This is a genomic window from Pseudomonas sp. GW822-FHT07A10, assembly GCF_058798795.1.
This window is the reverse complement of sequence record NZ_JBXAKV010000001.1, coordinates 615,211-641,502: the sequence shown is the minus strand read 5'-3', so window position 1 is coordinate 641,502 and position 26,292 is coordinate 615,211. Positions and strand designations below refer to the sequence as shown.

Below are 26,292 nucleotides of genomic sequence, written 5' to 3'. Positions count from 1 at the left end.
GCCAGACGCCATACTGCGAGGCAAATGTGCAGGAAAATTGAAGATTGCCTGCCGCCCTTGAATCTTCGTCGCGCCAGGGCCTAAATGGGCGGGCCATTCACCGACCTGCCCGAGCCCATGAAACTGAGTATCTCCACCAAACTGTTTATCGCGGTACTGGCCAGTGTGCTGTTTGTCATCCTGAGCATGGGGCTGGCCAACGGCTGGAGCTTCGGCAAAGGCTTTCTCGATTACCTCAACGAACAGGCTCTGTTGCGCATGACCCCAGTGCTGCCGCGCCTGGCCAGCGCCTATGAGCGCGAAGGCAGTTGGGAATTTCTGCGCAACCAGCCGGATCGCTGGTTCGAACTCATGCGACCGGAGCCGGGCGTAGACTTCACCAACCCGCAGCAGCCGACCCTGCCCACGTCTGACCTGACCGGCGCGGTGTTTCGCATCGCTCTGTTGGACCAGCAAAAGCAGTTGGTCATGGGCTACTCGGCGATTGCCGACGACGCCCTGATGCGCCCGATCGAGGTGGCCGGTAAAACCGTCGGCTGGCTGGCGGTAACGCCGTTCCAGAACGTGACCGAAGCCGGCGGTGAACGCTTTCGCCTGTACCTGTTGCGCACCAGTCTGGCCGTGGGCGTGTTCTCGTTGCTGCTGGCAATGCTGATCGCCTGGTGGATCGCCCGCACTTTGCTTGACCCCGTCAAGCGAGTAGCCGCGGCCACGCATCGATTGGCCGCAGGCGAGTACAGCAACCGGGTGGCGGTGTCCTCCAATGACGAAGTCGGTCAGTTGGCCCGCGACTTCAATCAACTTGCGTATACGCTGGAGCGCAACGAAAAAATGCGCCGGGAGTTCATGGCCGATGTGTCCCATGAACTGCGCACCCCGCTGTCGGTGTTGCGAGGTGAACTGGAAGCGATCGAAGACGGTGTGCGCACGCTCGATCAGTCGTCGATGAAATCGCTGCAAGGCGAAGTCGGCATGCTCAGCAAACTGGTGGATGACCTGTATGAACTGTCCCTGGCCGATGTGGGCGCGCTGACCTACCGCAAAAGCGAATGCGATCTCAACGATCTGCTGCAAAGTTGCGTGGCGATGTTCCAGGAGCGCTGCAATGCCCGGCACTTGCGCTTGGAGCTGGAGCTGCCGACACCCCCCCTAAGAGTGGAAGCCGACCCCAAGCGCTTGCAGCAACTGTTCGGCAATCTGCTGGAAAACGCCGTGCGCTATACCGATGAAGGCGGTGTGCTGCGTATTCGTGCGGCCAGCGATGGCGACGACGTACGCATCGATTTCCTGGATTCCGGCCCCGGGGTCGACGCGGATCAGTTGCCGCGGCTGTTCGAGCGTTTCTACCGAGGCGAAACTTCACGCAACCGCGCCAGCGGTGGCGCCGGTTTGGGGCTGGCGATCTGTCACAGCATCGCCCTTGCTCATGGCGGCAGCCTCAGTGCCGATCATTCCCCGTTGGGTGGCCTTTGGCTGACCCTGCGCCTGCCACGGAATGCCTGAACCATGGTCAACGACAACCCGATCCTGATCGTCGAAGACGAGCCCAAACTGGCCGCATTGATGCGTGACTACCTGATCGCCGCTGGGTATGCGACCCAATGCCTGGACAACGGGCTGGAGGTGGTGCCAGCGGTCCGTGCCCGCGAGCCGCGGCTGATCCTGCTCGACCTGATGCTGCCTGGGTGCGACGGTCTGCAAGTGTGCAAGGAACTGCGCAGTTTCAGTGCCGTACCGATCATCATGATCACCGCTCGCGTCGAGGAAGTGGATCGCCTGCTCGGGCTGGACCTGGGCGCCGACGACTACATCTGCAAACCCTTCAGCCCGCGTGAAGTGGTGGCCAGGGTCAAAGCCATCCTGCGACGCAGCCCTCAGTTTTTGACGTCCGCACCACCGCGTCTACAGATTGATGAAGAACAGTACCTGGCCTCCCTCGACGGCATAACGCTGGACCTGACACCACTGGAATTGCGCCTGCTAAGCACCCTCGCCCGCTCGCCGGGACGGGTGTTTTCCCGGGATCAGTTGCTCGACCGGATCTACTCCGATCACCGGGTGGTCACCGACCGCACGGTCGACAGCCATATCCGCAATCTGCGGCGCAAGCTCGAACAGGCCTGCCCGGGGGAGCATCCGATTGAATCGTTGTATGGGGTGGGTTATCGGTTTCATCTCGCCGACGCCTGAAGCGTCGCCGAGATGAAGGAAGACTACCGCCCCGTTCCACGGGCAGAACGGGGCGGCACATCAAGACAGTGCGATCAGAACGTCACGCTGGCGCTGAGGCGTGCCGTGCGCGGCTCGCCGACATTGACCGCCAGTTGGCTGCCGGTGGAGGACGGGTAGTACTGTTTGTCGAACAGGTTGTCGACGTTGAACTGCAGCGAAGTCTTGTACCCGAACATCGGCGCCTCCCAGCGCACGAAGGCATCGGCGACGGTGTAGCTGCTCAGCCAGAAATCGTTGGCATTGTTGGCCGCACGCTCGCCGACATAACGCGCACCGCCGCCCGCATGCCAGGCCCCGAACTCCGTAGGCACATTCAGGTGATGGGTAAGGTACAGGCTTGCGGTGTGCTTCGGCGCATCGGCGAGGCGGTGACCTTCGTCATCCGGATCGTCGAGGATTTCCGTGTGAGTGTAAGCGTAGGTGCCGATCAGGTCCCAGCGCTCGGCCACACGCCCGGTGATGTCCAGTTCCAGACCCTGTGAACCGACTTTGCCCGCCGCCTCCGAGAGGCTGACGCCACCGACCGTCTGGGTGGTCACGACGTTTTTCTTCTCGATGTCGAACAGCGCCAGGTTGATGTTCAGCCCCGGCAGCGGATCGTACTTGGCGCCGACCTCATAACTGCGGCCCTCCTCCGGATCGAAGGTATGGCCGGCATCGTCGACTTGGGTATTGGGCTTGAACGAACGGCTGTAGTTACCGTACAGCGACAAGCTGTCGGTGGCTTTGTAAACCAGCCCCAGGAACGGCACGAAGGCATCGCCGTTATCGTCGCGGTTGACCTTGTAGCTACTGCCGCGGCCCTGATCGCTGTACTGATCGAAATGCTGCTGGCGACCGCCGAGAACCAGGATCCAGCGGTCATCAAGGTGCCAGTTATCCTTGAAGTACACGGAGCTGGAGTTCAACTGGTTGCTCAGGTCACTTTGGCTGGCACTGACAAGGCTCGGCTCGGCCAGACGACCATAAACCGGCGAGGTGATGTCGAAGCCTGACTGCGCGGTATTACGGTAGGTTTTGCCACGGAATTGGTCGGACGCTTCGGTGTCCGCGCCGATCAGCAAGTCATGGCGCTGGCCGAACAGTTCCTGCTGGCCGATGAAATCCCAGCTGGCATAACGGGTTTCATCGTCGTAGTGAGCGCCGTTGGCAGCACGTCGCAGGTTGTTGCCGGTCAACGAACTCGGCTGGGCAATCGAGAGGCTGTAGCGGTCGTTGTTCCAGCCGTAGGTAACGCGGGTTTTCCAGTCGTCACTCAGCTGATACTCGAAACGCGCGGTAGCCAATTCACGGATACCGACGCTTTTGGCCCATTTTTCGTCGAGGCGCTTGTCGTAGTCGATGTCCGCCGGATGACCATTGGTGAACACCGTGCCACGGTCGAAGGGTTTGGAGTAATCGTTGTATTCGTAGCTGAGGGTCAGGCTGGCACGGTCGCCCGTCCAGGTCAGCGAGGGTGCAACCAGGGTGCTTTCATTCACGCCGTAATTGCGCCAGTAATCCTCGTGGCCGCGTTCGGCGATCAGGCGATAAGCCAGGCCGGTATCGCCCAGCGGCCCGGTGGTGTCCACGGCCATGGTGCCGCCGCCTTCGCTGTAGGCCGAGCCGCTCAGGGTCGTGCTCTGGGTGTATTCAGGCTTCTTGCTGATCACGTTGATCAACCCGCCGGGTTCCAGCGCGCCGTACAGCATCGACGCAGGCCCTTTGAGCACTTCGATGCGATCTGTCGTGGCGCTGAAGTTTTTCCCCAGGTTGGAACGCACGCCATCGCGCAGGATCGAGCCGTCATCGTTGGTGCCGAAACCGCGCTTGACCAACGAGTCCCGGGACCCGCCCAGGGTGTTGCCCTGGCTGACGCCGCTGACGAACTTCATCGCGTCGTCCAGCGAGCGCACCTGATAGTCGGCCAGGGTTTGCCGGGTGACGACATTGACCGATTGCGCCTCCTCCTTGATCGGCACATCGCTTTTGCTCGCGGTGCTGGCTTGAGAGGTGGTGTAGCTGGTGTCTTGACTGACGCGGCTCGCCTGAATATCAGTGGTCGGCAGTTCGATCAATTCCTGTGCCCACAAAGGACCGGCGAACATCACGCAGGACAGTGTCGGCAGCGCGTGTTTGATGAAAACCTTGCGGCGGGCAAAGAGGTGGGGATGGCTCAAGACGTTGCACTCAATGAGTTAGTAGTAATGATTCTCATTGTATGGTGCGATGTATTTCCAGTAAACACCTTCGCGGTTATTAACTAACGAGTTATTGCTCTGCCACATAGATGATGGTTTGCGCGCTGTCTGCTGTCGCGGGCGGACGGGTGAAATAAGTGTCGCCGTCATCCGTGAGGATCTCGTATTGCACCTTGCCGGCGACACGGCTCGATACAGCGGCATGCTTGATGATCTTCAGCACCCGCTGAAATTTTACGCTTTGGGTGCCGTTCTGGGCAGGCCCGGTGAGCACATTGACCGTTTGAAACCAGCCATCATTTTTTTTGTTCGATACCAGGGTGCTGGTCAGCGCCTCGAAACGCTCCAGCCGGGTAAAGCCCCAGAGCGTCTGCTCCTCGACCGTTTTGCCCTGCGCGGTAGAACCCGTAAACACAAACAGATTGATGGCCGGATTGTCTTCACAAAAGAAGTCATAGGGCACCAGCCCGTCGACCATTTTCTTGCCGGAAACGAAGCCCTTTTTATGAACCAGAAACATGCCCACCTCCACGCTGAAACATCAGCAAACGCTGCGTAAGTTTGAGCGGGAAGTCTACTGAGGCGAGGCGTACAGAGCCGTCAAGCCAATGTAATATCGTGTAAAGATCACGCCTGACGGGGCAAGCTGATTTCCACGGTCAGCCCAGCGGACGGCTCGTTGCGCGCCACAATCGTGCCGCCGTGCATTTCCACGGCCCTTGAGGCGATCGCCAGGCCCAGGCCGAAACCGGCACTGGCCTCGCTCAAGCCACGCTCGAACGGGTGGAAAATGCTCAGCAGCCGCTCGTTTTCAACACCCGCCCCCTGATCGGTAATCCGCACCGTCAGGCAGTCTGCTTCGAGATTGACCTCAGCCGACACAACAACCGCCGTCATCGGTCTGGTATGGCGCACCGCGTTGCGAATGACGTTCTCGAAACACCGATACAGCAACTCGCCGCTGACCCGACTGACAAAGGCCGGGCACGCCTGCAGACTGACCCGGCAACCTTTCATTCCCGCCTCGAATTGAGCGTCCTCGACGATCACCGCCAGCAACTCGATGATGTCGAGTGGCTCGCGGTCGATACTCTCGGGCCGGCCCTGCATGCGCGCCAGGGTCAACAACGCCTCGATCAACGTATCCATTCGCACCGATTCGCGCTGGATGCGCTCCACCATTTCCTGGCGGGCCGGTTCTTGCTGCAACAGCCCGATGGCAGCTTGCATGCGCGTCAACGGTGAGCGAAGTTCGTGAGAGATGTCATGCAACAGGTGTTGCTGGGCCTCCACCAGCAGTTTCAGCTGGTTGGCCATTCGGTCACAGTCCCCGGCCAGATCGACGATTTCATCGCGGCGCCCGCCCATCATCGGTTTGACCCGGGTTTCGAAGCGCCCCTTGGCCACATCGCTCATCGCCCGCCGGAGATAGGCCAACGGCCACGCCAGGTAATACGCCATATACCCGCTGAACAGCGCACTCATCACCGTGCCGATGATCAGCGGGATCGAACGCCCCGGCCCTTGCTCACCTTCTTTGCCAAGGGGCTGTGAGGATCTGAGCGAGAGGGCCAGACCGTCCTTGCTGATGACCGTTCGCTCAAACGCTGGCCGCAGAACCGGCGACCCAGCCAGCAGTTGACCGGCACTGTCGTAGACACCAATGGTTTCGTCACCGGGGTGCCGCCACACTGTCAGCAATTGCCTTCCCGACTCGACGCCGAATTGTCGCAGCAGCTGTTCCTCGCTGGCCAGGATGGCCTCCAAATGAGGATCGCCAGGCCCGTGATTACCCAGTACCAGAATGCCCACCCCGACCAGAAACGTCAGGCTGGTGGCGAGCCAAAACGCCAGGAACAGTTTCCAGAACAGCCGACTGGGTTTCATCATTCGGCGATCAACAGATAACCGAGGCCACGCACGCTCTGAATCCAGGCCTTGGCGTCAGGGCGCGGACCGAGCTTCTGGCGAATGCTGCTGATATGCACGTCGATGCGCCGGTCGTAGCGGGTCAAGGGACAGCCCAAGGCATTGAGCGACAGGTCCTGTTTGCTCACCACCTGCCCGGCACAGCGGGCCAGTTCTTCGAGCAGGCTGAACTCGGTACTGGTCACCCCCAGCTCGCGCCCCTGCCACTGGGCCTGGCGCTTGCCGGGCCACAAGACCAGCGGGCCGGTCCTGATCACTTCGGTGGTGGGCTGATCCGCCGGTTGCACCCGGCGCATGATTGCCCGCAAACGCGCCACCAGTTCCCCCGGTGAACTGGGTTTGGGCACGTAGTCATCGGCCCCCAGTTCCAGGCCGGTGATCTTGTCGATGTTATCGCCACGGGCCGTGAGCAATACCACCGGCACCTGGCTCACGGCGCGAATGCGCCTGAGCACCTCGATACCCGACAGGCGCGGCAGCATCACGTCCAGCACCACAATGCTGTAGCGCCCGGACAGTGCTTGAATCTCACCCTCCTCGCCCGTGTGCACGGCGGTCGCCTCGAAGCCTTCACGCTCCAGGTATTGGCTGAGCATTCCAGTCAGTTCCTGGTCATCGTCGACGAGCAATACAGAGATCATGGCGGGCTCTTGAGTGGGGGCCGCGCATTATCGCCCTTGCGCTGCATAGCGTCATCGCCCCGGGCAAACCTTTACCTAACTTGACACTTGGTTAACCGCACCAAACGCACCGAGCTTTTATGCTTCACCTCCACCAGCCTGCTCGCTTCGCGGTAACTCGTCTTGCTGTGAGATATCCGCGCCCGCCTACGCTGCTTGTCGATGTGTTCTGGATAAGATCTTGATGAATTTTTCGCGCCTGCTCTGCTCGGCTGCACTATTGCTCAACGCCACATTTGCGCACGCCCAAGGCTTCAAAATTTCCGATATTCGCATTAATGGCCTGCAACGGGTTTCCGCCGGCAGCGTGTTCGGTGCATTGCCGTTGAACGTCGGTGATGAAGCGGATGATCGTCGTTTGGTGGAGTCCACCCGTGCGTTGTTCAAGACCGGTTTCTTTCAGGATATCCAGCTGGGGCACGACGGTGACGTGCTGATCATCACGGTGGTCGAGCGCCCCTCGGTCGCCAGTATCGAGATCGAAGGCAACAAGGCGATCTCCACTGAAGACCTGATGAAGGGCCTCAAGCAATCCGGTCTGGCCGAAGGCGAGATCTTCCAGCGCGCCACCCTCGAAGGCGTGCGCAACGAGCTGCAGCGCCAATACGTCGCTCAGGGCCGCTACTCGGCGTCGGTCGATGCCGAAGTGATCCCACAACCGCGTAACCGCGTGGGCCTGAAAATCAAGATCGACGAAGGCTCTGTCGCGGCGATCCAACACATCAACGTGGTGGGCAACACGGTCTTTGCTGATGAAGACCTGATCAACCTGTTCGAGCTCAAGACCAGTAACTGGCTGTCGTTCTTCAAGAACGATGACAAGTACGCCCGCGAAAAACTCTCCGGTGACCTGGAGCGCCTACGCTCCTATTACCTGGATCGCGGCTATATCAACATGAACATCACCTCGACCCAGGTGTCGATCACCCCGGACAAGAAACACGTCTATATCACCGTCAACATCAACGAAGGCGCGAAGTACACCGTTCGTGACGTCAAGCTCAGCGGTGACCTGAAAGTGCCTGAAGACCAGATCCGCTCCCTGTTGCTGGTTCAGCAAGGCCAGGTGTTTTCCCGCAAGCTGATGACCACCAGCTCGGACTTGATCACCCGTCGCCTGGGCAACGAGGGTTACACCTTTACCAACGTCAACGCGGTCCCCAACCCGAATAATGACGACCATACCGTCGATATCACCTTCGTGGTCGACCCGGGCAAGCGGGCCTACATCAACCGCATCAACTTCCGTGGCAACACCAAGACCGACGACAAAGTGCTGCGTCGCGAAATGCGTCAGATGGAAGGTGGCTGGGCATCGACCTACCTGATCGACCAATCCAAGACCCGCCTGGAACGACTGGGCTTCTTCAAGGAAGTCAACGTCGAGACGCCGGCTGTAGCGGGCGTCGACGACCAGGTTGACGTGAACTACAGCGTCGAAGAGCAGGCCTCCGGTTCGATTAGCGCCAGCGTCGGTTTCTCTCAGAGTTCCGGCCTGATCCTCGGAGGTTCGATCACTCAGAACAACTTCCTGGGCACGGGCAACTACGCCAGCCTGGGCCTGACCCGCTCGGACTACCAAAGCAAGTACAACTTCGGTTTTACCAACCCCTACTTCACGCCGGACGGGGTGAGCCTGGGCTACAACCTGTTCTACAACGCCACCGACTACAGCGATTATTACAGTGACGGCGTTTCGTACTACTCCATCAACAGTTATGGCGCCGGCACTTCACTTGGCTACCCGATCAATGAAACCTCACGGCTGAGTTTCGGCCTGACCGTGCAACACGACAACATCGAGCCAGGCACCTACAGTGCTGATGAGATCTACGATTTCATTGCACGCGAGGGCAAGGAGTTCAACAACTTCAAGGCCAACCTCGGCTGGTCGGAATCGACCCTGAACAAGGGCGTGCTGGCCACCCGTGGACATTCGCAGAACCTCAACCTGACGGTGACAGTGCCCGGCAGTGATCTGAGTTTCTACAAGATCGATTACACCGGGCAGACCTTCCTGCCACTGAGCAACGCCACTTCGCTGCGTTTCCACACCAAGCTCGGTTATGGCAACAGCTACGGCTCGACCGACGGCCTGCCCTTCTATGAAAACTACACGGCCGGTGGCGAAGGTTCGGTGCGCGGCTTTGAAAGCGGCACCCTCGGCCCGCGCAACACCCCGGCCACCGGCACCTATGCCAGTGCCGGCCAGGCGTATTATTCGGATCGGGACACCGACGCATTGGGCGGCAATATCCTCATTACCGGCGGGGTCGAATACCTGTTCCCGATGCCCTTCATCAAAGACAACAAGTCCCTGCGCACTTCGGTTTTCTGGGACGTCGGCAGCGTCTACTCCAACAAGTGCTACCTGAGCACCACCCAGGGTTGCGACGGTGTCGACCTCGGTCAACTGGCCAGTTCCGTGGGAGTCGGCGTCACGTGGTACAGCCCGATGGGACCGTTGAGTTTCAACCTGGCCTTCCCGGTCAAAAAGCCTGAGAACGCTGATACGCAAGTGTTCCAGTTCTCCATGGGGCAGACTTTTTGAACCGGTGAGTCCGCAAGCATTCCACTTCGTTGGCGCACTGACACGATGTGCAGAATGTGGGACAAGCCCGCCCCCACAGGTTTCGCGCTGCCCCCCTTGCATCATGGCGCTCTCAGTCAACTCTGGCCGCTGTGCTCAAGCATCACGAACGTCCGGGAATTAAAGTCGAAGTGCCAGGGGAGCTACCCCGGCTCACAATTCCAAGAATAGAGCCACTTCGATGAGCCTGAAAAAATCCCTGCCAGTATGCCTGGCACTCAGCTTCGCATCGCTTGCCGTACCAGCAGCAGAGGGCCCTCCACCACCGTCGGTGAGTGAACCCAGCGGTATCAATCTGGGCGGCACCAGTTTCTACGACGGTTTCGCGGGGCCGCCCGGTCTGTCCCACCTGACCTATCTGAAATTCAGCACCGCACGCAGCATCAGGGACAATGCAGGCAAGGATAATGGCGCCTTCGATAATCCGAAGATCAACGTCATCTCGCTGATCAACCAACTGAGCTATTACTCACCCGAGACCATCGGCGGCGGTGCACACCTGGGCTGGAGCTTATTGGTGCCCATCATCTCCCTGGACGGTGACTTTGGCGACAACGGTGCCAAGCTCCAGGATAACGGCACAGGGCTTGGTGATGTCACGGTAGGGCCGCAGATCCAGTTCGACCCGATCGTCGACGCCCACGGCAGGCCCGTGTTTGTGCAGCGTCTGGCTTTCGACACCATCCTTCCAACCGGCAAATACGATAAACATAAAGACCTGAACCCAGGCTCCAACTACTTCTCTCTGAACCCTTACTGGGCCGCGACCTGGATGCCGGCGCCTCGTTGGGAAGTGAGCTGGAGGCTGCACTACCTGTACAACTTCAAGAACAACGATCCGGCGAGCAGTTCGACGCAACTTTTCGAGGGCCAGCCTGTGCGCGACACCCGGGCAGGACAATCGGCGTGGGCCAACTTCACGGCCTCGTATGAAGTGGTCCCCAACGTATCCGTCGGGATCAACGGGTACTACTTCAGGCAAATATCAGATGACGAGGTTAACGGAGGTCGGCTGAGCAACTCTCGGGAAAAGGTGCTGGGCATTGGCCCGGGCCTGTTCTGGAAAATCAGCGATGGCCAGGGCTTCTGGCTGAATACCTATAAAGAGACCGGCGTCGAGAACCGCGCGCAAACGGATTACGCCGTCCAGATCCGATACGCCCACACATTCTGACCGATGTGCGCCCACTCGTGCATGAGCGGGCCCTTTTACCCGAGGTGATGTTTCATGAACGCGCTCGACTCCATTGACAGTAAAAAATCATTGGCCGCTATCTGCCTGATGATGGTCATTTCCTTAGGGACGTTGCAAATCCAGCCTATTCTGGGCGGAGCCTTTATCGACCAACTCGGTTTGCCACTGAATGCCATCGGCGCCATTTTTGCGGCAGAACTGATTGCAATGGCCGTCGCCTGCGGCGTTTGCGCCATGTTGATGGCCAGCGTCGACCGGCGCCGCTTTGCCCTGATTGCCTTGCTGATGCTAGTACTCGGCAATCTGGCCAGTGCTCAACTGCATAGCCAGGGGTTGTTACTGATCTGCCGAATGATATGCGGCGCAAGCGGTGGCGCGGTCATGGCCGTTGTCTATGCCACCGCAGCCCTGCGCACATCCAAGGATTCGACGTTCGCGGTGATAAACATCGGCAACCTGCTCTGGGGGATGCTGCTCGTGAGTTCCATGCCGGTGATTCTGAAATCATTCGGCGTGGCCGGGGCGTTTTATCTCTTGGCCATCGCCAGTGCCCTGGCGATGGTTGGTAGCTGGAGAGTGCCGAGGAGCTATCCCGAGGCACATCGGGCAGCGAGCGGCTCGATCCCGCCTTTCGGGCTCACATCGATCTTACTGCTGATGCTTTTTACGCTGCTGTTTTTTGGCCATTCCGCACTGTGGGTTTATCAAGAGCGCATTGGTAAAGGCATTGGCCTGGAGCCGCAACAGATCGGTGGAATACTGGGGGGCAGCATCCTTGCCGGTGCCCTTGGAGCGGCACTGGCCGGACTTATCGGCAGACGCCTTGGGTTGCTGTTTCCGCAGCTACTGAGCTTCGGCACGGCGCTGATTGCGACTCTGGTCATGGTCTATGGCAATACCCCTGTCGCGTTTGCAGTCACTGCCTGCCTGATCCATGCAGTATGGTTTTTCAGTCTGCCTTACTTACTGTCTATGGCGGCCGAGCTGGACCCTTCCGGCCGACTGGCCGGGCTGGGTAACGCCGCGATTTTCGTTGGTCAGGGGCTCGGCCCGTTTGGCGCGGCACTCGTGGTAGGCGAAGGACAGTTCCGCGCCGTCGGATGGCTGGCGGCCTCGGCCTACCTGACAGCCCTGGTTATCTCGTGTCTGCTCGTTGCACGTTTTCGTCGTGACGCGAAGCCTTGCGCAACAGCACTGTCGCCTCAGTCGACCTGACCTGATATCAAACAGGAACCCCGTCAATGAACAATCGATACCCATCTTCAGAGGTTATGCCGATGACCACCCCGTTTCCCCAAACCCCTGAATTTTCCGGCGCGCTCTATGCACCCAGTCGGATAGAAGCCGAGGTGTTCGACCTGGAGATTGAAGGCACCCTTCCCGCTTCGATCCGTGGCGCTTTTTATCAGGTTGCGCCAGACCCGCAATACCCGCCGATGCTGGGCTCGGATATTTTCTTCAATGGCGACGGAATGGTCAGCGCGTTCTACTTTGCCGATGGCAAGGTGTCGATGCGACGTCGCTACGTAATAACCGACCGGTTGATGGCTCAGCGCCGCGAAGGTCGCTCGCTCAATGGAATCTATCGCAACGTCTACACCAATGATCCACTGGCGGCGAAGAACAACACCACCGCCAATACCAGCGTTGTCGCTCATAACGGTGTGCTGCTTGCACTCAAAGAAGATGCCATGCCCTGGGCAATGGATCTTGAAACACTGGAAACCCTCGGCGAGTGGCATTTTGACGGGCAGATCGAATCAGCGACGTTCACCGCCCACCCCAAGCTCGACCCGGTAACAGGAAACCTCTTGGCCTTCAGCTACGAAGCCAAAGGTGACGGCACACCTGACCTGGCCTATTTCGAACTGTCGCCCGACGGAAAGCTGTTGCACCAAATCTGGTTCCAGGCGCCGTACGCGGCCATGGTTCATGATTTCGCGGTGACTGAACACTACGTGGTGTTCCCGCTGATTCCGTTGACGACCGACCTCGAGCGTATGAAGAAAGGTGGCCAGCATTTCCAATGGCAACCCGATCTGCCTCAGCTCTTCGCCGTCGTACCACGCAATGGGCGCGCGGAGGACGTTCGATGGTTCAAGGGCCCCAAGGACGGTTTCCAGGGCCATACGCTCAACGCGTTCGATGAGGGCGACAAGGTTTACGTAGACATGCCGGTCACCGGCGGGAATATCTTTTACTTCTTTCCCCAGGCCGACGGTCATGTCCCGCCACCCGAAACACTGGCTGCCAGCCTGATGCGCTGGACCTTCGACCTGACCAGCACGCAGGAGGACATTCAACCGCAGCCATTGACGGATTACCCCTGCGAATTCCCAAGGTGCGATGACCGCTACATCGGTCGAAAATATGAGCACGGCTTTGTGCTCGCGTTCGATCCAGAGCGCCCGTACAACCCCGCGAATGGGCCGATTCCGTTTCAATTCTTCAATCTGCTGGCCCATGTGAACCTGAAAACAGGCACCACCGATGCCTGGTTTCCCGGTGACAGCGGATGCTTCCAGGAGCCCATTTTCATTCCGCGCTCCCCTGATGCGCAGGAGGCGGATGGCTACGTCGTTTCCGTTCTCAATCACATCGCGGACGGTCGCAGCGAGCTTGTAGTTCTGGATTCTCGTGACATGGAGAATGGCCCCATTGCACGAATCAAAGTGCCGTTCCGGATGCGCATGTCGCTACATGGTTGCTGGGTGCCAAGCAAACAATGAACCCATGGGCGACCCACTGAAATGACAGGAAGCCTGTGATTCACCAGGCCGGGATACGGCGCCTGCCCTGACCTTCCAAACACGTCACTGTCTCGTATTGCCTGTTCCGGAGGGTCGGCAAAATGCTGCCAAAAATACATAAAAAAGCATAATTCCTGCATTTTGGGATTTTTAATAAATCCCGCTTTACAGGATTAATCTCCACAACTAGATTGAACCTCAACCGCCGCGGCTTACCTGCCGCCATAGCTGCATGAGCAGTGCCGAGCTTCTTTGCTCCCTGCGCATGCGCTGATCCTCTATCAAGGAGCACTCAATGAAACTCGCGAGCTTTATTGTTCAAGGCCGTAGCACCTACGGCGTCGTCGATGGCGAGCATGTCATCGATCTGGAGTCGGTCAAGCAAACCTTCGGTACCGATCTCAAGCAGGCTATCGCCAACAATCGCCTGGCCGAACTGAGTCACGAGGTCCTGGCGAGCCTGCCTCGTATCCCATTGGCTGAAGTAACTTTTCTACCCGTCATCCCGAACCCGGGCAAAGTGCTGTGCATTGGCATCAACTACGCCACACACGTACGTGAAACCGGTCGTGAGATGCCGACCTACCCGATGATTTTCACTCGTTTCGCTGACAGCCAGACTGCCCACCTGCAACCCATCGTTCGCCCGAAGGCCTCGCACAAGCTTGATTTTGAAGGCGAGCTGGCGGTGGTGATCGGCAAACCGGCGCGTCACGTCAAGCAAGCCGACGCGCTGGACTATGTCGCCGGTTACGCCTGCTACAACGACGGCAGTGTCCGCGACTGGCAGAAACACACCATTCAATTCGTGCCGGGCAAGAACTTCCCGAACACCGGCGGCTTTGGACCTTGGCTGGTCACCCGCGACGAGATCGGCGATCCGCAGGACCTGGAACTGACTACCCGTCTCAATGGCGAAGTCATGCAGCACACCAGCACCAGCGACATGATTTTCGATGTCCGCGCGCTGATCGAATATTGCTCCACCTTCACCGAACTGGCCCCCGGCGATGTGATTGTCAGCGGCACCACCGGCGGCGTCGGCGCGTTCCGTGAACCGCCGGTATGGATGAAACCGGGCGATGAAGTCGAGATCGAAATTTCGCGAATCGGCATCCTGCGCAACAGCATCGTCGACGAGCAGTAAGCCATGGCCACACTACGCGAATCAGAACAATTGCCGGCGCAGGATATCGACAGTAAAGGTTCTAGCCTGGAGCGCATGCTGCGGGTACTCGATCTGTTTACCGAAGAGAGTCCGATCTGGGCTGTCGATGACATGGGCGGTGCATTGGGGTTTACCCGTTCAACCATCTACCGCTATGTGCGCGAACTGGCCGAGGCCAACTTGTTGTTCCAGGTCGGGGCCGGACGTTACGCCCTGGGCGCGAGAATCATTACCTGGGACCGTCAGTTGCGACTGAGCGACCCTTTGGTGCGCGCCGCACAATCATTGGAACCAAGCCTCCCACGCTGGAGCGAGCAACAGATCTGGCTGATCTGCCGCCTGTTCAAGGACCAGGTGGTCTGCATTCATCAATACGGCGATTTGTTCAGCGAGGTCAGCTACTCACGCGGCTCACCGAGGCCGTTGTTCCTGGGCGCGACCTCCAAGGCCATCCTCGCCAACATGACCTCGCGTCAACACAGCCAACTCTTCCTGGAAAACCCCGATGAGGTGCGCGCCAGCAACCTTGGTCAGACCTGGGAACAGTTCCGCCGCTCGCTGCAGCGTCTTCGTCATCAGGGCTATGTGGCCAGCGCCGGCGAAGTCGACGCTGGCGTCTATGGCCTCGCCGCTCCGATCTTCGATGGCGATGGCAAAGTCGTCGGCAGCATCAGCTGCGTGCGCCCGATTCAGGAACGTGACAGCACTCAGGAAGAACAGCAAGGACAGCAGGTCCTCGCCCTGGCGCAAAACCTGTCGCAACTCATGGCTGCACTCGCCAACCGCCCCAAGCCATTGGACTGAGCCATCCGGAAGGGAACAACAACAATGACACCCCTCAAAAAAATCAGTACACACGTCTTGATCATCGGCGCCGGGCCCACCGGGCTGACCCTGGCCAACTTGCTTGGCCAAGCCGATGTGGACACCTTGATCATTGATCGCAAGCCGGACACCGTGACCGAGCCGCGGGCCGTTTCGATCGATGACGAATCCTTGCGCACCATGCAGGCCGTCGGACTGGATGAAGCCGTGTTGCGAGATGTAGTGCCGGGCTATGGCGTGCACTACTTCACTCGGTCCGGTGGCCGCTGCTTCGGCAAAGTCGAGCCCACCGGCAAGTTGTATGGGTTCCCCAAGCGCAATGCATTTCGCCAGCCACTGTTTGAACACACCCTGAAAATGGGCCTCGAGCGCTTTGCCAACCTGAAGGCACGGTTCAGCCATGAGCTGCTGGAATTCAGTCAGGATAAGCATGGCGTGCGCGCACTGATCCGTGACGCAGACGGCGAAACTGTCGAAGTCCATGCGGCCTATCTGGTCGCCTGCGACGGTGGTCGTAGCCCGGTGCGCAAGCAACTCGGAATCGAGATGGTTGGCTCGAGCTTCTCCTCGCGCTGGCTGGTGGTCGACACTGATCAGGATGACGATCCGTTCTGGCAAACACGTGTGTACTGCGATGCACGCCGTCCCGTCGTTGAAGTACCCGGCCCCCACCGCACACGCCGCTTCGAGTTTCTGCTCAAGCCGGACGAAACCGATGAACAGGTACTCGGCGATGCTCGCCTGCAAGCGTTGCTTCATCCCTTCAAGGGCAACACCCCGGCGTCCATCGTGCGCAAGACCGTTTATACCTTCCACGCCCGGGTTGCCGAACGGTGGCAAGTGAACCGCGTGTTTCTCGCCGGCGATGCCGCGCATCTGACCCCTCCCTATGCCGGACAGGGCATGAACAGCGGTGTTCGCGATGCCCATAACCTGGCCTGGAAACTGATCGGCGTGCTGAAGGGCAAAATGGCTGAAACGGCTCTACTGTCTTACGAAAGCGAGCGTCGCGATCACGCCTGGGCACTGATCAGACTGGCCTTGAACCTCGGCGTGGTCATGGCGCCGGCAACTGTCTTGCGCGCTCATTTGATCAGCGGTGCATTTGCTTTGATCGGCCTGCTGCCGCCGTTGCGGGACTATTTCCTGCAAATGCGCTTCAAACCTAAACCCCGATTCACCAAAGGGCTGGTACTGACCGAAGGTAAAGCCGGGAAACTGTCCTGCGGACACATGTTCCCTCAACCGATGCTCACCGATGCTCAAGGCCAGGAAATTCTGCTCGATGACTCGATCGGTGCCGGCTTCGCCTTGATTCAGTACGGCGACCACAACCGCCAACGCATCGACGAACTCCAGCATGGCTTGTGGTTCCACCTCGAAGCCAAGCGCATTCTGATCCTTCCCGAGCCTGTCAAAAACATCCCTTCGATGCCTGGCTGCGCGGTGCTTCATGACCGCCAGGGTTTGCTCAAAGAAATACTGGGCGATTCAAACACATTCTTACTGCTGCGCCCGGATCGCTATATCGCCGCCATTTTCGATAAGACCGGCGAAACAAAGGCTGCCGAATCTTTGCAGTTGCTGTTCGGCATCGCACAGGCGCGAAACCAAAAAGCCGAATCAAGCATCGCGCCAGTCTTTCCCTGAATTCTTAAAGCCACGGAGGTGTTTATGCAAACCCTACAGACCTGCACCCCTGCACGCCTGTGCTACCTGCATCTGGCAAGCAAAGAGCCGCAACGACAAATCGATTTCTACCGGCGCATGCTGGACATGGAAGGCCTGGCACAGCCCGATGGCAGCTGGATACTCAGTGGCCCGCAACGCGCCATGCTCGTGTCGCCCGCCGATCACAGCGGCCTGCTCGCGGCGGCCTATGACCTGGGCGATCAGGCTCGGCTGGGAGAACTGCGCGCCCGCCTGAACGAGAACGGCTGTGCTGTCGAAGACATCGACTCGCCGTTGCTCGAACCGGATGCCTTTGTGCTTCGTGACCCTCAAGGCCGACAAACGATATTTGGCGTGTCCCGCATTGATCCCGGTGTCGACCGTCAAGGCATGCCGGGCCGCTTGCAGCACGTGGTATTCCAGACCACTGAACTGGAAGCCATGATCGATTTCTACGTCAATAAGGTCGGGTTTACGGTATCGGACAATGTCGTCGACGAGCAGACCGACCAGCTCATGGTGTGCTTCCTGCGCTCGGACGATGAACATCATTCGCTGGCATTTTTCCGCGGTTCGAAAAACGAATGGGATCACCACTGCTACGAAACCAATGAATGGAATGACATCCGCGACTGGGGTGATCGCTTCGCCAAGGAACGCATCACCATTTTCTTCGGCCCCGGCCGGCATGGGCCGGGCAACAATCTGTTCTTTATGGTCGTCGATGCCGATCGCAACCGACTGGAGTTTTCCGCCGAACTCGAAATGACCGATGCCGCCCGCCAACCCGGTGTCTGGCCGCAGGAGGAGTACACACTCAATTCCTGGGGGCGCGCCTGGATCAGAAGCTGAGCAGTTTCTACAGACAAGGTTTTGCATCATCCATGTCCTTAATCGACGCGGCCACCTGCCTCCAAAGGTAAGACTATGACGACTCAACATTTGCCCCTCTACGCCATCAACGGCGACCAATACATCAATGGCACCTGGCGTACAGGTCGTTCCTCGCGGCGCCTGGATGACCGTAACCCCTTCAATGGGGAGCAACTGCTGGAAATGCCACTGGCCTCGATTGCCGATCTCGACGATGCCTATCAGGCTGCACATCGTGCGCAAACAGCGTGGGCACAGCTGCATCCGACACAGCGCAGCGCGCAACTGGAGAAACTCGCTCACGTCATCCTGAACCGCCGCGATGAAATCATCGACTGGCTGATTCGTGAGTCCGGCAGCACGCGCATCAAGGCGAGCATGGAATGGCAGTTCACCCTGAACCTGGTGCGTGAGTGCGCAAAGTTGCCGATGCAGGTTGAAGGACGAATCCTGACAAGCTACAAGCCCGGTGAACAGAGCTTTGTCTTCCGTGAACCGCTGGGTGTTGTCGGGGTGATCAGCCCATGGAATTTTCCGTTGTACCTGAGCATGCGTTCGGTGGTCCCGGCACTCGCGCTTGGCAACACAGTGGTGCTTAAACCCGCCAGCGACACGGCCGTAACAGGCGGCCTGCTGATTGCTCATTTGTTCGAAGACGCAGGCTTCCCGGAGGGTTCGCTCAATGTCGTGGTCGGTGCAGGTTCGGAGATCGGCGATGCCTTCGTCGAACACCCGGTGCCAAGCCTGATTTCCTTCACCGGCTCAACCGATGTCGGTCGCAATGTCGGCCGGATTGCGACTGGCGGCAAACACATCAAGCGCGTTGCGCTGGAGTTGGGCGGCAATGCTCCACTGGTGGTCCTGGATGATGCGGATATTGATATAGCCGCGCACGCAGCAGTGGTCGGGCGTTTCCTGCATCAGGGCCAGATCTGCATGAGCGTCAACCGGGTGATCGTCGACCGCTCGCTGTATGCGGACTTCACCGCGCTGGTGGTGGAGCGAGTGCGCAAACTCAAGACCGGCGACCCGGCCCACGCAGACACCGTGATTGGGCCGGTGGTCAATCAGAACCAGCTCGATGGCCTGTTGCGTAAAATCGATGCCGCCGAGAATGCGGGCCTCAAGCGGTTGTGTGGCGGCCCAGCGTCCGGGTTGGTGTTGCCTGCGCATGTCTTCGGTGAAGTCGGGATCGATCAGGAACTGGCACGTGATGAAACCTTCGGGCCGTTGCTGCCGCTGCTGATCGCAGAAAACGAAGCGCATGCGTTGGAGTTGGCCAACGCCAGCGAATATGGCCTGTCCAGCGCGGTATTCACCCGGGACATGGCCCGAGGCTTGAACTTCGCCCGTGGCATCGTGGCCGGGATGACCCATATCAACGACATCACCGTCGACGACCAGCCCAATGCGCCCTTCGGCGGCGAAAAGAACTCCGGCCTCGGGCGTTTCAATGGTCACTACGCCCTGGATGAATTCACCCGCGCCCATTGGGTCACCTGGCAACCGGGGAGCCACCACTACCCTTTCTGACTCTTGATCGATACTGACCGGACTAAAATTGGGCAAGTGTTGACCCATTTGCCCAATCTACAAAAACAATAAGAAAAGAGGCGAAAAAATGAGTCATTTAGCCTGTGTGTCCACCGATCAGGTTGTTCGCTCCGACCGGCTGATGAAGTGGAAAGAGTTCATGAGCGATCACTTGGGTCGCACGCCAGACTACATCAAGCGTCTGGAATCGACATTCATCGACCCGTTGCATAACAGCAACTTTCAAGGTCGGCTGGAATATGGCGATCTGGGTCAGCTCGGCTTCTGCCGCATGACCGCCAGTGCCCATCGCTACTCACGCCATCTGAGCAAAGCGGTCGACTCACCCGACACACCGCGCATGTTGATCCTGCAGATTGCCGGCGTCAGTCATTTCGAACAAGGTCGGCACAGCAGCGCGTTAGCCCCTGACGAGATGCTGTTGGTCGACAGCGGCCAGCCCTTCAGCGTCACCAGCACTCAAGGTTGCGAACATTTCATCCTGCTCTTCAAGGGGCTGGCCGGACAGCCACCGCAAGCGGGCGATGTTCACCTGAACGGGCGCAATGGATTGGGCCGCATGTTGATGCATCTGATCAGTGATGCCTACAGCCAGTACCCACTGCTCAACAACCATTCGGCCGAATTGATCGGCAACAGTATCGTGGGGCTTCTGGATAACGCCCTGAAGAACAAACAGGAAGAAAAGCAACTCGAACACGACTTCCGTTTCTTCAAGCAAAACCGCCTCAAAGCCTATATCGAACGTCACCTGGCCGACCGCGACCTGACCATCGAGCGCATCGCCAGCGTCGAGCAATGCTCGGTGCGCAGTTTGCACCGCGCCTTTCAGGAGGAGCTCGGCTGCAGCATCAGCGAATATATCTGGCAACGGCGCCTGTCGCGCTGCGCCGAAGATCTGCGCAGCCGGGAACATGCCCATCGCTCACTCACCGACATCGCCTTTGCCTGGGGCTATGGCAGCAGCGCTCATTTCAGCAGACAGTTCAAATCGGCATTCGGCATATCGCCCAAGCTGTTCCGCGATACCCAGGCCCGATCCTGACGCCGGCAAGTCAAGCCATTCATGAGCCATCCGGCCCTTGACCTTGTGCCACCTGCTGCTCGCCCATTGTGATGCGGGTGCACAACAGGTACTGGCCCCGCAAAACACATTCACTTGGGAGGTAGATGTGTCCCGCCACAAAGTCTGCGTAAAATACGGTGTCGATACCGAATCCAATACAAAAACAGACTCATCCTCCCTGTGATCAATACCACCGGTGAATTGTGGCTCCCTCCTACTTTCAATGCCTGAATGATCAACCATGAGCGGGAGTTCACGGATCTCAACTGCCCGTACAAAGACGCTTTGCAGGTTGTGCCTGTCGATCTCGCTGCTGATTGCCTGTCACGCGAGTGGCGCGCCCTTGCCGCTCGAACTGTATATCCCGGACGCTCCACCCCTGACGTTCGTCGATGGCTCCAAAGGCCACGGCATGGTCGGCGAGGCCGTGATGACCGCCATTGCCAACGCCGGCTATGTCGCGCATGTCCATGTGCTTCCCTGGGCCAGATCGCAGAAACATGTCAGCGAGAATCAGGACATCCTGATCGCCCCTTTGTCACGCACGCAGGAACGTGAAGATCGCTTCACCTGGATCGCGCCAATCATGTCCATGGAGCGTGCTTTTTTCAGCCTTGACCGGCCGGTGAGCAGCTTCGAGCAGGCGAAGCAAACCTACCGGGGGATCGGCGTCGGCCTGGGCAGTGCGCAGGAGGAAATCCTCCGTGAACAAGGCTTCAGCGACGAGCAGATCCACCCCCTGACCATTGGCGACAACCCCGCGCAGATGCTCTTGAAAGGTCGCATCGATGCCTGGTTCAACGGTGTCCCGGAGAGTCGATACATCTGGCCGAAAGTGTCTGAGCGTACACTGCACATGAGCCCCGTCATGAGCAGTGCGCAGCTCTATCTCGCTTGCTCAAAGCAGTGCTCCGCGCAACTGGTGCAAGACTTGCGCGCGGCAGTTGAAACGCTTCGCGATGACGGCACCCTGGCGCGCATACAAAAGCGCTATTTGTCGCCATAGGAATTCTGAGGGCACGCGGCTAAGCCCATTCAAGGCAGGCATCCCTCCTCCACTGGCGCCTGCAACCCCATGAACCGCCGCACTCGATGAGCCTCGGGTTGCTCGCGGATCGCCTGTGGTGATGCATCCAGCTGAATGTGGCCGTTTTCCATGAAGATCACCCGATCGGAAATCGACAGGGCAAAGTCCATCTCGTGGGTGACGATCAGCAGGGTCATGCCTTCGCGGGCCAGGTGGCTGATGACCGTGAGTACTTCGCCGACCAGCTCCGGATCCAGCGCCGAGGTGGGTTCGTCGAACAGCAGGATATCCGGGTCCATGGCCATGGCCCGGGCAATCGCCACGCGTTGTTGCTGGCCGCCGGACAGTTGATGCGGATATTTGTGGACATGTGCCAACAGGCCGACCTTGTCGAGTAACTGGCAGGCACGTTGTTCGCTCAACACACGACCGACACCGTGATAACGGGGAGCGAGGCTGATGTTGTCCAGCAGTGTGCGGTGCGGGAACAGGTTGAAGCTCTGGAACACCATGCCGATATGCCGTACACCCTGACGAAGCCGACGGCCATCCGGTTTGTCCCAGGCATTGATGAAGCCCTCGCCGAACAACAGGATTTCACCCTGATCGATGCGCTCCAGGCCATTGACCGTACGAATCAGCGATGTCTTGCCGGAGCCGGACGGGCCGATGATCGAAATCACCTGGCCACTTTGTACCTTCAGGTCGATGCCCTTGAGCACATGATGATCGCCGTAGCGTTTGTGCACGCCCTGCAGTTGCAGGGCCGGGGCGGCGCCTTTGGATGGCGGCTTGAGCTTGCTCGATAGAACAGGCGCCAGACTGTCACGCAGCGCTTGTGTCGAGGCGCTGTCGAGGGTTTGCGGTGTCCGCAGGTTGAGGTCCAGGTAGCGTTCCAGACGCTGCAGGGCAAAGCCGAACAGCGTAACGATCAGCACGTAGTACACACCCACCGCCGCCAGGGTTTCCATTACCAGGAAGTTCTGCGCATACAGGCGCTGGCCGACGGTCAACAGTTCGGTCAATGAAATCACCGAGATCAACGACGTCAGTTTGACCACCGTGATGTATTCGTTGATCAAGGTCGGCAGTGAGATACGAAAGGCCTGGGGAATCACAATCAGCCGTTGCAGACCGAACAGGCCGATTCCCAGGGCGCGGCCGGCTTCCTTCTGGCCCTTGGCGACCGAGATCAGCCCGCCACGATGAATTTCAGCCATGTAGGCGGCCTCAGTGACCACCAGCGCCAACAGGCCGGAATAGAACGGTACCGACAGCACCGGCCCGGCACCGGGCAGCAACTGCGGCAGGTTGTAGATGAAGACCACCAGCACCAGCAGCGGAATGCTGCGAAAGAACCAGATGTAGAGTGACGCCGGCAAGCGCAGCCAGGGCGAGCCGGACAGCTTGGCTGACGCCAGGATGAAGCCCAGCAACATCCCCAGGAACCAGGCCAGGGCGCTCAGTTCGATGACGGTCAGGCTCGCCGCCCAGAAGTCAGTCTTGGAGAACAGCGAAATAAAGTAAGACCAGTCGAATTGCATAGACACCTCGTGCTCGCCGCGCCCTCGACCGAGGGCGCGGTTTCAGCCATTACTCGGAGACCGGTTCCAGGTCGTATTTTTTGAGAATGGCGGCGTACTCACCGTTGGCCTTGCTGTCGGCCAGCGCCTTGACCAGCGCCTGATAAGTAGCGTCGGCGTCTTTCTTCACGTAGATGCCCAAGGTCTGCGGGTAAACCAGCTTCTGCGAACTGACTACGACCCGCCCGTTGGTGCGCTGGGCGATCATGTGCGCGGCGCCGGCGATTTCCACCTGGGCCTGAATGTTTTTCGACAGTAGCGCCTGCGTCACTTCGGGAGCCGAGGGGTATTCGTTGACGGTGATCGCGCCTTTGTTGTTCGGCACGCAGTAGTCGCTGGACAACTGGTTGAACTTGGCGACCCAGGTAGTGCCCTGCTCCAGGCCGATCTTCAGGCCGCACAAGTCCTCGGGAACCTGCGGGCTCAACTCGCTGCCCTTGGGCACCATGATCGCCGCGCCGGTATTGGCGTAGGCGATGGTGCGGGCCTGGAGCTGGCGCTCGGGGGTGATGTACATGCCGGAAATGATCGCGTCGTAATGCCCGGCGTTGAGGCCGTTGATCAGATTGGGGAACTTGGTGTCGACGAAGTTGGCCTTGACGCTCATCGCCTTGGCCAGGGAGTGGGCCAACTCAGGATCGGAACCGACCACATTCTTGTCAGCGTCGTAGGACTCGAACGGTGGGTAGGTGATTTCCATACCGACCTTCAACACACCGGGGGTCGCGGTGCTGGCGAAGGCGGCGTTGGCGCAGAACAGGCCAGCGGCTAGCAGGCTCAGTTTGGTCAGGGCGAAGTGGCTTTGCATGGTGGGAAGCTCCGTGGGTTGTTTTTTTAGGAATGAGAGGTGGTGTTCTTCAGATGGCCGAAACTCGATGGCTTTCGGGCCCGGGACGGCAGCTCAAGCTCGCCGTTCTCCACGCGTTTGCGCAGATACTGGTAGGTCTGCAAGGCCTGGCTCCACATGTGTTCGCCAATCGCCAGCGCCTCGTACTCCCGGTCATCCCTGGCGAATGCCGGCAGCGGCTTGATCAGCGTGTGATAGTCGCAGGCGTAGAACAGCGGGAAGCTGTAGCGCTCCTGAGCAACCTTGCGCACCCGGTGGGCAGTGGCGACAAAGGCACCTGCGGTCATGACTTCCAGCATGTCGCCGATGTTCACCACGAACGCGTCGGGTAGTGGCGGCGCGTCGATCCACTGCCCCTGATCATTGAGCACCTCCAGCCCCGGTTGATCGGCGTGCAGGATGGTGAAGCACTCGTAGTCGGTATGCGCGCCGATGCCCGGAGCGTCGACGACATCGGCGTCGAAGGGGTAATGGATCAGCCGCAACTTGGAGGGCGGACGAGTCACCAGCGCATCGAAGTAGCCCTCTTCCAGCCCCAGGGCCAAGGCAAAGCCATCGAACAGTCGGCGTCCCAGCGCGAACACCGCCTGATAGTAGTTTTGTACCGCGCTCTGGAAGCCCGGCACGTCGGGCCAGTGGTTTGGCCCCAGCAGCGGTGTACGGTTGAGGAACAGCGGGTCATCCGCTGGCACTTCGAAGCCGATATCGAACGCTTCTTTGTGATCCGGCTTGCCCTTGGAATACACCTCCTCGCCTTCGGGCACGAAGCCCTTGTGGCTTTCCGAGGCGCCGATGTAGTGGCGCATCTTGGCGTCCAGCGGTTGCGCAAAATAATCCTTGGCCGCCAGGCGTAAACCCTCGATCAGCGCCGGATCGATGCCGTGCCCGGTGATGTACAGAAAGCCCACATCGCTGGCGGCGCGGCCCAGTTGCTCGGCCACGGCCAGGCGATGCTCCAGTTCGATGCTGAAGAGTCCGGCGATGTTCACCACCGGAATGCTGTTGAAGTTGGCCTGGGATGGCGAGGCATTACTCATGGCGGGCTCCTTCACGGGTGAAACGGTCGAAGTGTTCGCGCTCGGTGCGGGCCATCCACTGGTTCAAGGTCCAGAGGTCGGCCACCGGCATGTTGGTGAAGGGCAAGTGATGCAGATAACCGTCGGCACCGAACTCCGGGGTCAAGGTGCTTACCGGGTAGCCACGTTCGCGCTGAGCGGACCAGACGGCCTGCCAGTGGCGCTGGTGAAACGCCAGTTCACGGGCATATTCCGGGGCGGCGGGATGGGGGACTTGCGGGCCTTGGTCGTAGCCGACCCGAGCCTGGATGTGATGCACGCGCTCGACGAAGGCCGAAAGATCGTCGGCCGGATCGTCCAGCAGTCGCTCACAGCACACCACCCAGTGGCTGATGTCACTGGTGAAACGCAGGTCCGGCAGTTGGCGGATCAGCTCCAGGGTCACCCAAGGGCTGTAAAGGGAACGGGCGCGATGGGTCTCGAAACTGCAGAACACGCCATGCCTGGCGGCCAGTTCCATGGCCTGGCCGAAAAATTCGACCTGCAATGGCTGCGGCCAGCGGTCGTTGCCTGCCAGCAGATTGACGAAACGTGGGGTCAGCTCCGAAGCCCAGCCCAGTTTGCGATCTATGTCGGCCAAGTGTTGAGTGGGCGTGGCGCTCTGGTCGGGCAATACATCGTAGGCACTGAACAGTGTGCAGATGTAGGGAACTTGATTACTGCGCAGGAAAGCGCCGAACTCGCCACGCTCATCGGCCTGCAGTGGCAGGCGCGCTTCGAGGCCATCGAAGCCGGCGGCGAGCAGTTCATCCAGGGCCTGTGCCTTGCTGGCGGTATAGCCCCATAACGTGCGGAAAATTTCTAGCTTCATGCATTCCTCTCGGCTGCGTCAGGCCACCCGCTGTCTGGGCTGGCGTTACTGGGCAGTCGAAAGAAGTTGCTGCAGGCCGCGGCTCTGATGGCTGCGGTCCCGTGTGACGAATCCTAAGGCTAGGGCGACAAGCGATTGAATAGGCTGCAGCAAATAGTTAGTTCAGAAATTCATGAACTAACGATGCCGGATTTTCTCGCGTTGTGTAAGCCGCAACGCGATCCGTAGCAGCTGT

Annotated in this window: 21 protein-coding genes; 13 read left to right on the top strand and 8 right to left on the bottom strand. The window is 59.2% G+C overall.

Annotation, left to right across the window (positions count from 1 at the left end; genetic code table 11):
• Window positions 1–84 precede the first annotated feature (84 nt).
• Together baeS and AC1RL4_RS02640 are read left to right on the top strand one after the other, a co-directional pair.
• Window positions 85–1,503, top strand: a complete 1,419-nt coding sequence (baeS, locus tag AC1RL4_RS02645) for a sensor histidine kinase efflux regulator BaeS (RefSeq protein WP_086945610.1) — start codon at window positions 85–87, stop codon at window positions 1,501–1,503.
• Window positions 1,504–1,506: 3 nt separating this feature from the next.
• Window positions 1,507–2,190 carry a response regulator gene (locus AC1RL4_RS02640; RefSeq protein WP_230172300.1) on the top strand — a complete coding sequence of 228 codons (684 nt, stop codon included), beginning with the start codon at window positions 1,507–1,509 and terminating at the stop codon, window positions 2,188–2,190.
• 74 nt (window positions 2,191–2,264) lie between these two features.
• Here AC1RL4_RS02640 and AC1RL4_RS02635 read toward each other — a convergent pair whose 3' ends face one another.
• From AC1RL4_RS02635 to AC1RL4_RS02620, 4 genes are all read right to left on the bottom strand, one after another.
• Window positions 2,265–4,391, bottom strand: a complete 2,127-nt coding sequence (locus tag AC1RL4_RS02635) for a TonB-dependent siderophore receptor (RefSeq protein WP_230172298.1) — start codon at window positions 4,389–4,391, stop codon at window positions 2,265–2,267.
• 91 nt (window positions 4,392–4,482) lie between these two features.
• Window positions 4,483–4,932, bottom strand: a complete 450-nt coding sequence (locus tag AC1RL4_RS02630; RefSeq protein WP_138867432.1) for a hypothetical protein — start codon at window positions 4,930–4,932, stop codon at window positions 4,483–4,485.
• A 107-nt stretch (window positions 4,933–5,039) separates the two neighbouring features.
• On the bottom strand, window positions 5,040–6,302 hold the full coding sequence (locus AC1RL4_RS02625) for a HAMP domain-containing sensor histidine kinase (RefSeq protein ID WP_230172296.1): 1,263 nt from the start codon (window positions 6,300–6,302) through the stop codon (window positions 5,040–5,042).
• Window positions 6,299–6,982, bottom strand: coding sequence for a response regulator transcription factor (locus AC1RL4_RS02620; RefSeq protein WP_018928954.1), 684 nt, complete (start codon window positions 6,980–6,982; stop codon window positions 6,299–6,301). Before AC1RL4_RS02620 ends, AC1RL4_RS02625 begins: the two co-directional genes overlap by 4 nt.
• A gap of 223 nt (window positions 6,983–7,205) precedes the next feature.
• Here AC1RL4_RS02620 and bamA point away from each other — a divergent pair, with 223 nt between their 5' ends.
• From bamA to AC1RL4_RS02565, 11 genes are all read left to right on the top strand, one after another.
• A complete protein-coding gene (gene bamA, locus AC1RL4_RS02615) occupies window positions 7,206–9,572 on the top strand; it encodes an outer membrane protein assembly factor BamA (protein WP_230172294.1) in 2,367 nt (788 codons plus the stop codon).
• A 220-nt stretch (window positions 9,573–9,792) separates the two neighbouring features.
• On the top strand, window positions 9,793–10,785 hold the full coding sequence (locus AC1RL4_RS02610) for a SphA family protein (protein WP_204125399.1): 993 nt from the start codon (window positions 9,793–9,795) through the stop codon (window positions 10,783–10,785).
• A 54-nt stretch (window positions 10,786–10,839) separates the two neighbouring features.
• On the top strand, window positions 10,840–12,021 hold the full coding sequence (locus AC1RL4_RS02605) for an MFS transporter (RefSeq protein ID WP_230172292.1): 1,182 nt from the start codon (window positions 10,840–10,842) through the stop codon (window positions 12,019–12,021).
• A 62-nt stretch (window positions 12,022–12,083) separates the two neighbouring features.
• The gene (locus AC1RL4_RS02600) at window positions 12,084–13,535 is read left to right on the top strand and encodes a carotenoid oxygenase family protein (protein ID WP_230172375.1); all 1,452 of its coding nucleotides are present in this window, start codon (window positions 12,084–12,086) and stop codon (window positions 13,533–13,535) included.
• Between the two features lie 316 nt (window positions 13,536–13,851).
• A complete protein-coding gene (locus tag AC1RL4_RS02595) occupies window positions 13,852–14,703 on the top strand; it encodes a fumarylacetoacetate hydrolase family protein (RefSeq protein WP_086945614.1) in 852 nt (283 codons plus the stop codon).
• A gap of 3 nt (window positions 14,704–14,706) precedes the next feature.
• Complete coding sequence (locus tag AC1RL4_RS02590) at window positions 14,707–15,528, top strand: IclR family transcriptional regulator (RefSeq protein ID WP_018928948.1); 822 nt, start codon at window positions 14,707–14,709, stop codon at window positions 15,526–15,528.
• A 24-nt stretch (window positions 15,529–15,552) separates the two neighbouring features.
• Window positions 15,553–17,199: a bifunctional 3-(3-hydroxy-phenyl)propionate/3-hydroxycinnamic acid hydroxylase gene (locus AC1RL4_RS02585; protein ID WP_230172291.1), complete on the top strand. Its 1,647-nt coding sequence runs from the start codon at window positions 15,553–15,555 to the stop codon at window positions 17,197–17,199.
• Window positions 17,200–17,223: 24 nt separating this feature from the next.
• A complete protein-coding gene (locus AC1RL4_RS02580) occupies window positions 17,224–18,072 on the top strand; it encodes a VOC family protein (RefSeq protein WP_230172288.1) in 849 nt (282 codons plus the stop codon).
• 75 nt (window positions 18,073–18,147) lie between these two features.
• The gene (locus AC1RL4_RS02575; RefSeq protein ID WP_230172284.1) at window positions 18,148–19,626 is read left to right on the top strand and encodes an aldehyde dehydrogenase family protein; all 1,479 of its coding nucleotides are present in this window, start codon (window positions 18,148–18,150) and stop codon (window positions 19,624–19,626) included.
• A gap of 88 nt (window positions 19,627–19,714) precedes the next feature.
• A complete protein-coding gene (locus AC1RL4_RS02570; RefSeq protein ID WP_028940732.1) occupies window positions 19,715–20,692 on the top strand; it encodes a helix-turn-helix domain-containing protein in 978 nt (325 codons plus the stop codon).
• Window positions 20,693–20,954: 262 nt separating this feature from the next.
• Window positions 20,955–21,719, top strand: coding sequence for a substrate-binding periplasmic protein (locus AC1RL4_RS02565; protein WP_172901187.1), 765 nt, complete (start codon window positions 20,955–20,957; stop codon window positions 21,717–21,719).
• 29 nt (window positions 21,720–21,748) lie between these two features.
• On the opposite strand, the gene AC1RL4_RS02560 is transcribed toward AC1RL4_RS02565, so the two are convergent.
• From AC1RL4_RS02560 to AC1RL4_RS02545, 4 genes are read right to left on the bottom strand one after another with little or no spacing between them, the layout of a single operon-like run.
• Entirely contained in the window at window positions 21,749–23,284 is a 1,536-nt protein-coding gene (locus tag AC1RL4_RS02560; RefSeq protein WP_230172282.1) for an amino acid ABC transporter permease/ATP-binding protein, read from the bottom strand.
• Window positions 23,285–23,333: 49 nt separating this feature from the next.
• Complete coding sequence (locus AC1RL4_RS02555; RefSeq protein ID WP_096480308.1) at window positions 23,334–24,131, bottom strand: transporter substrate-binding domain-containing protein; 798 nt, start codon at window positions 24,129–24,131, stop codon at window positions 23,334–23,336.
• Between the two features lie 26 nt (window positions 24,132–24,157).
• Complete coding sequence (locus AC1RL4_RS02550; RefSeq protein ID WP_019578699.1) at window positions 24,158–25,207, bottom strand: isopenicillin N synthase family dioxygenase; 1,050 nt, start codon at window positions 25,205–25,207, stop codon at window positions 24,158–24,160.
• On the bottom strand, window positions 25,200–26,057 hold the full coding sequence (locus AC1RL4_RS02545; RefSeq protein WP_019578698.1) for a sugar phosphate isomerase/epimerase family protein: 858 nt from the start codon (window positions 26,055–26,057) through the stop codon (window positions 25,200–25,202). Before AC1RL4_RS02545 ends, AC1RL4_RS02550 begins: the two co-directional genes overlap by 8 nt.
• Between the last annotated feature and the right edge of the window lie 235 nt (window positions 26,058–26,292).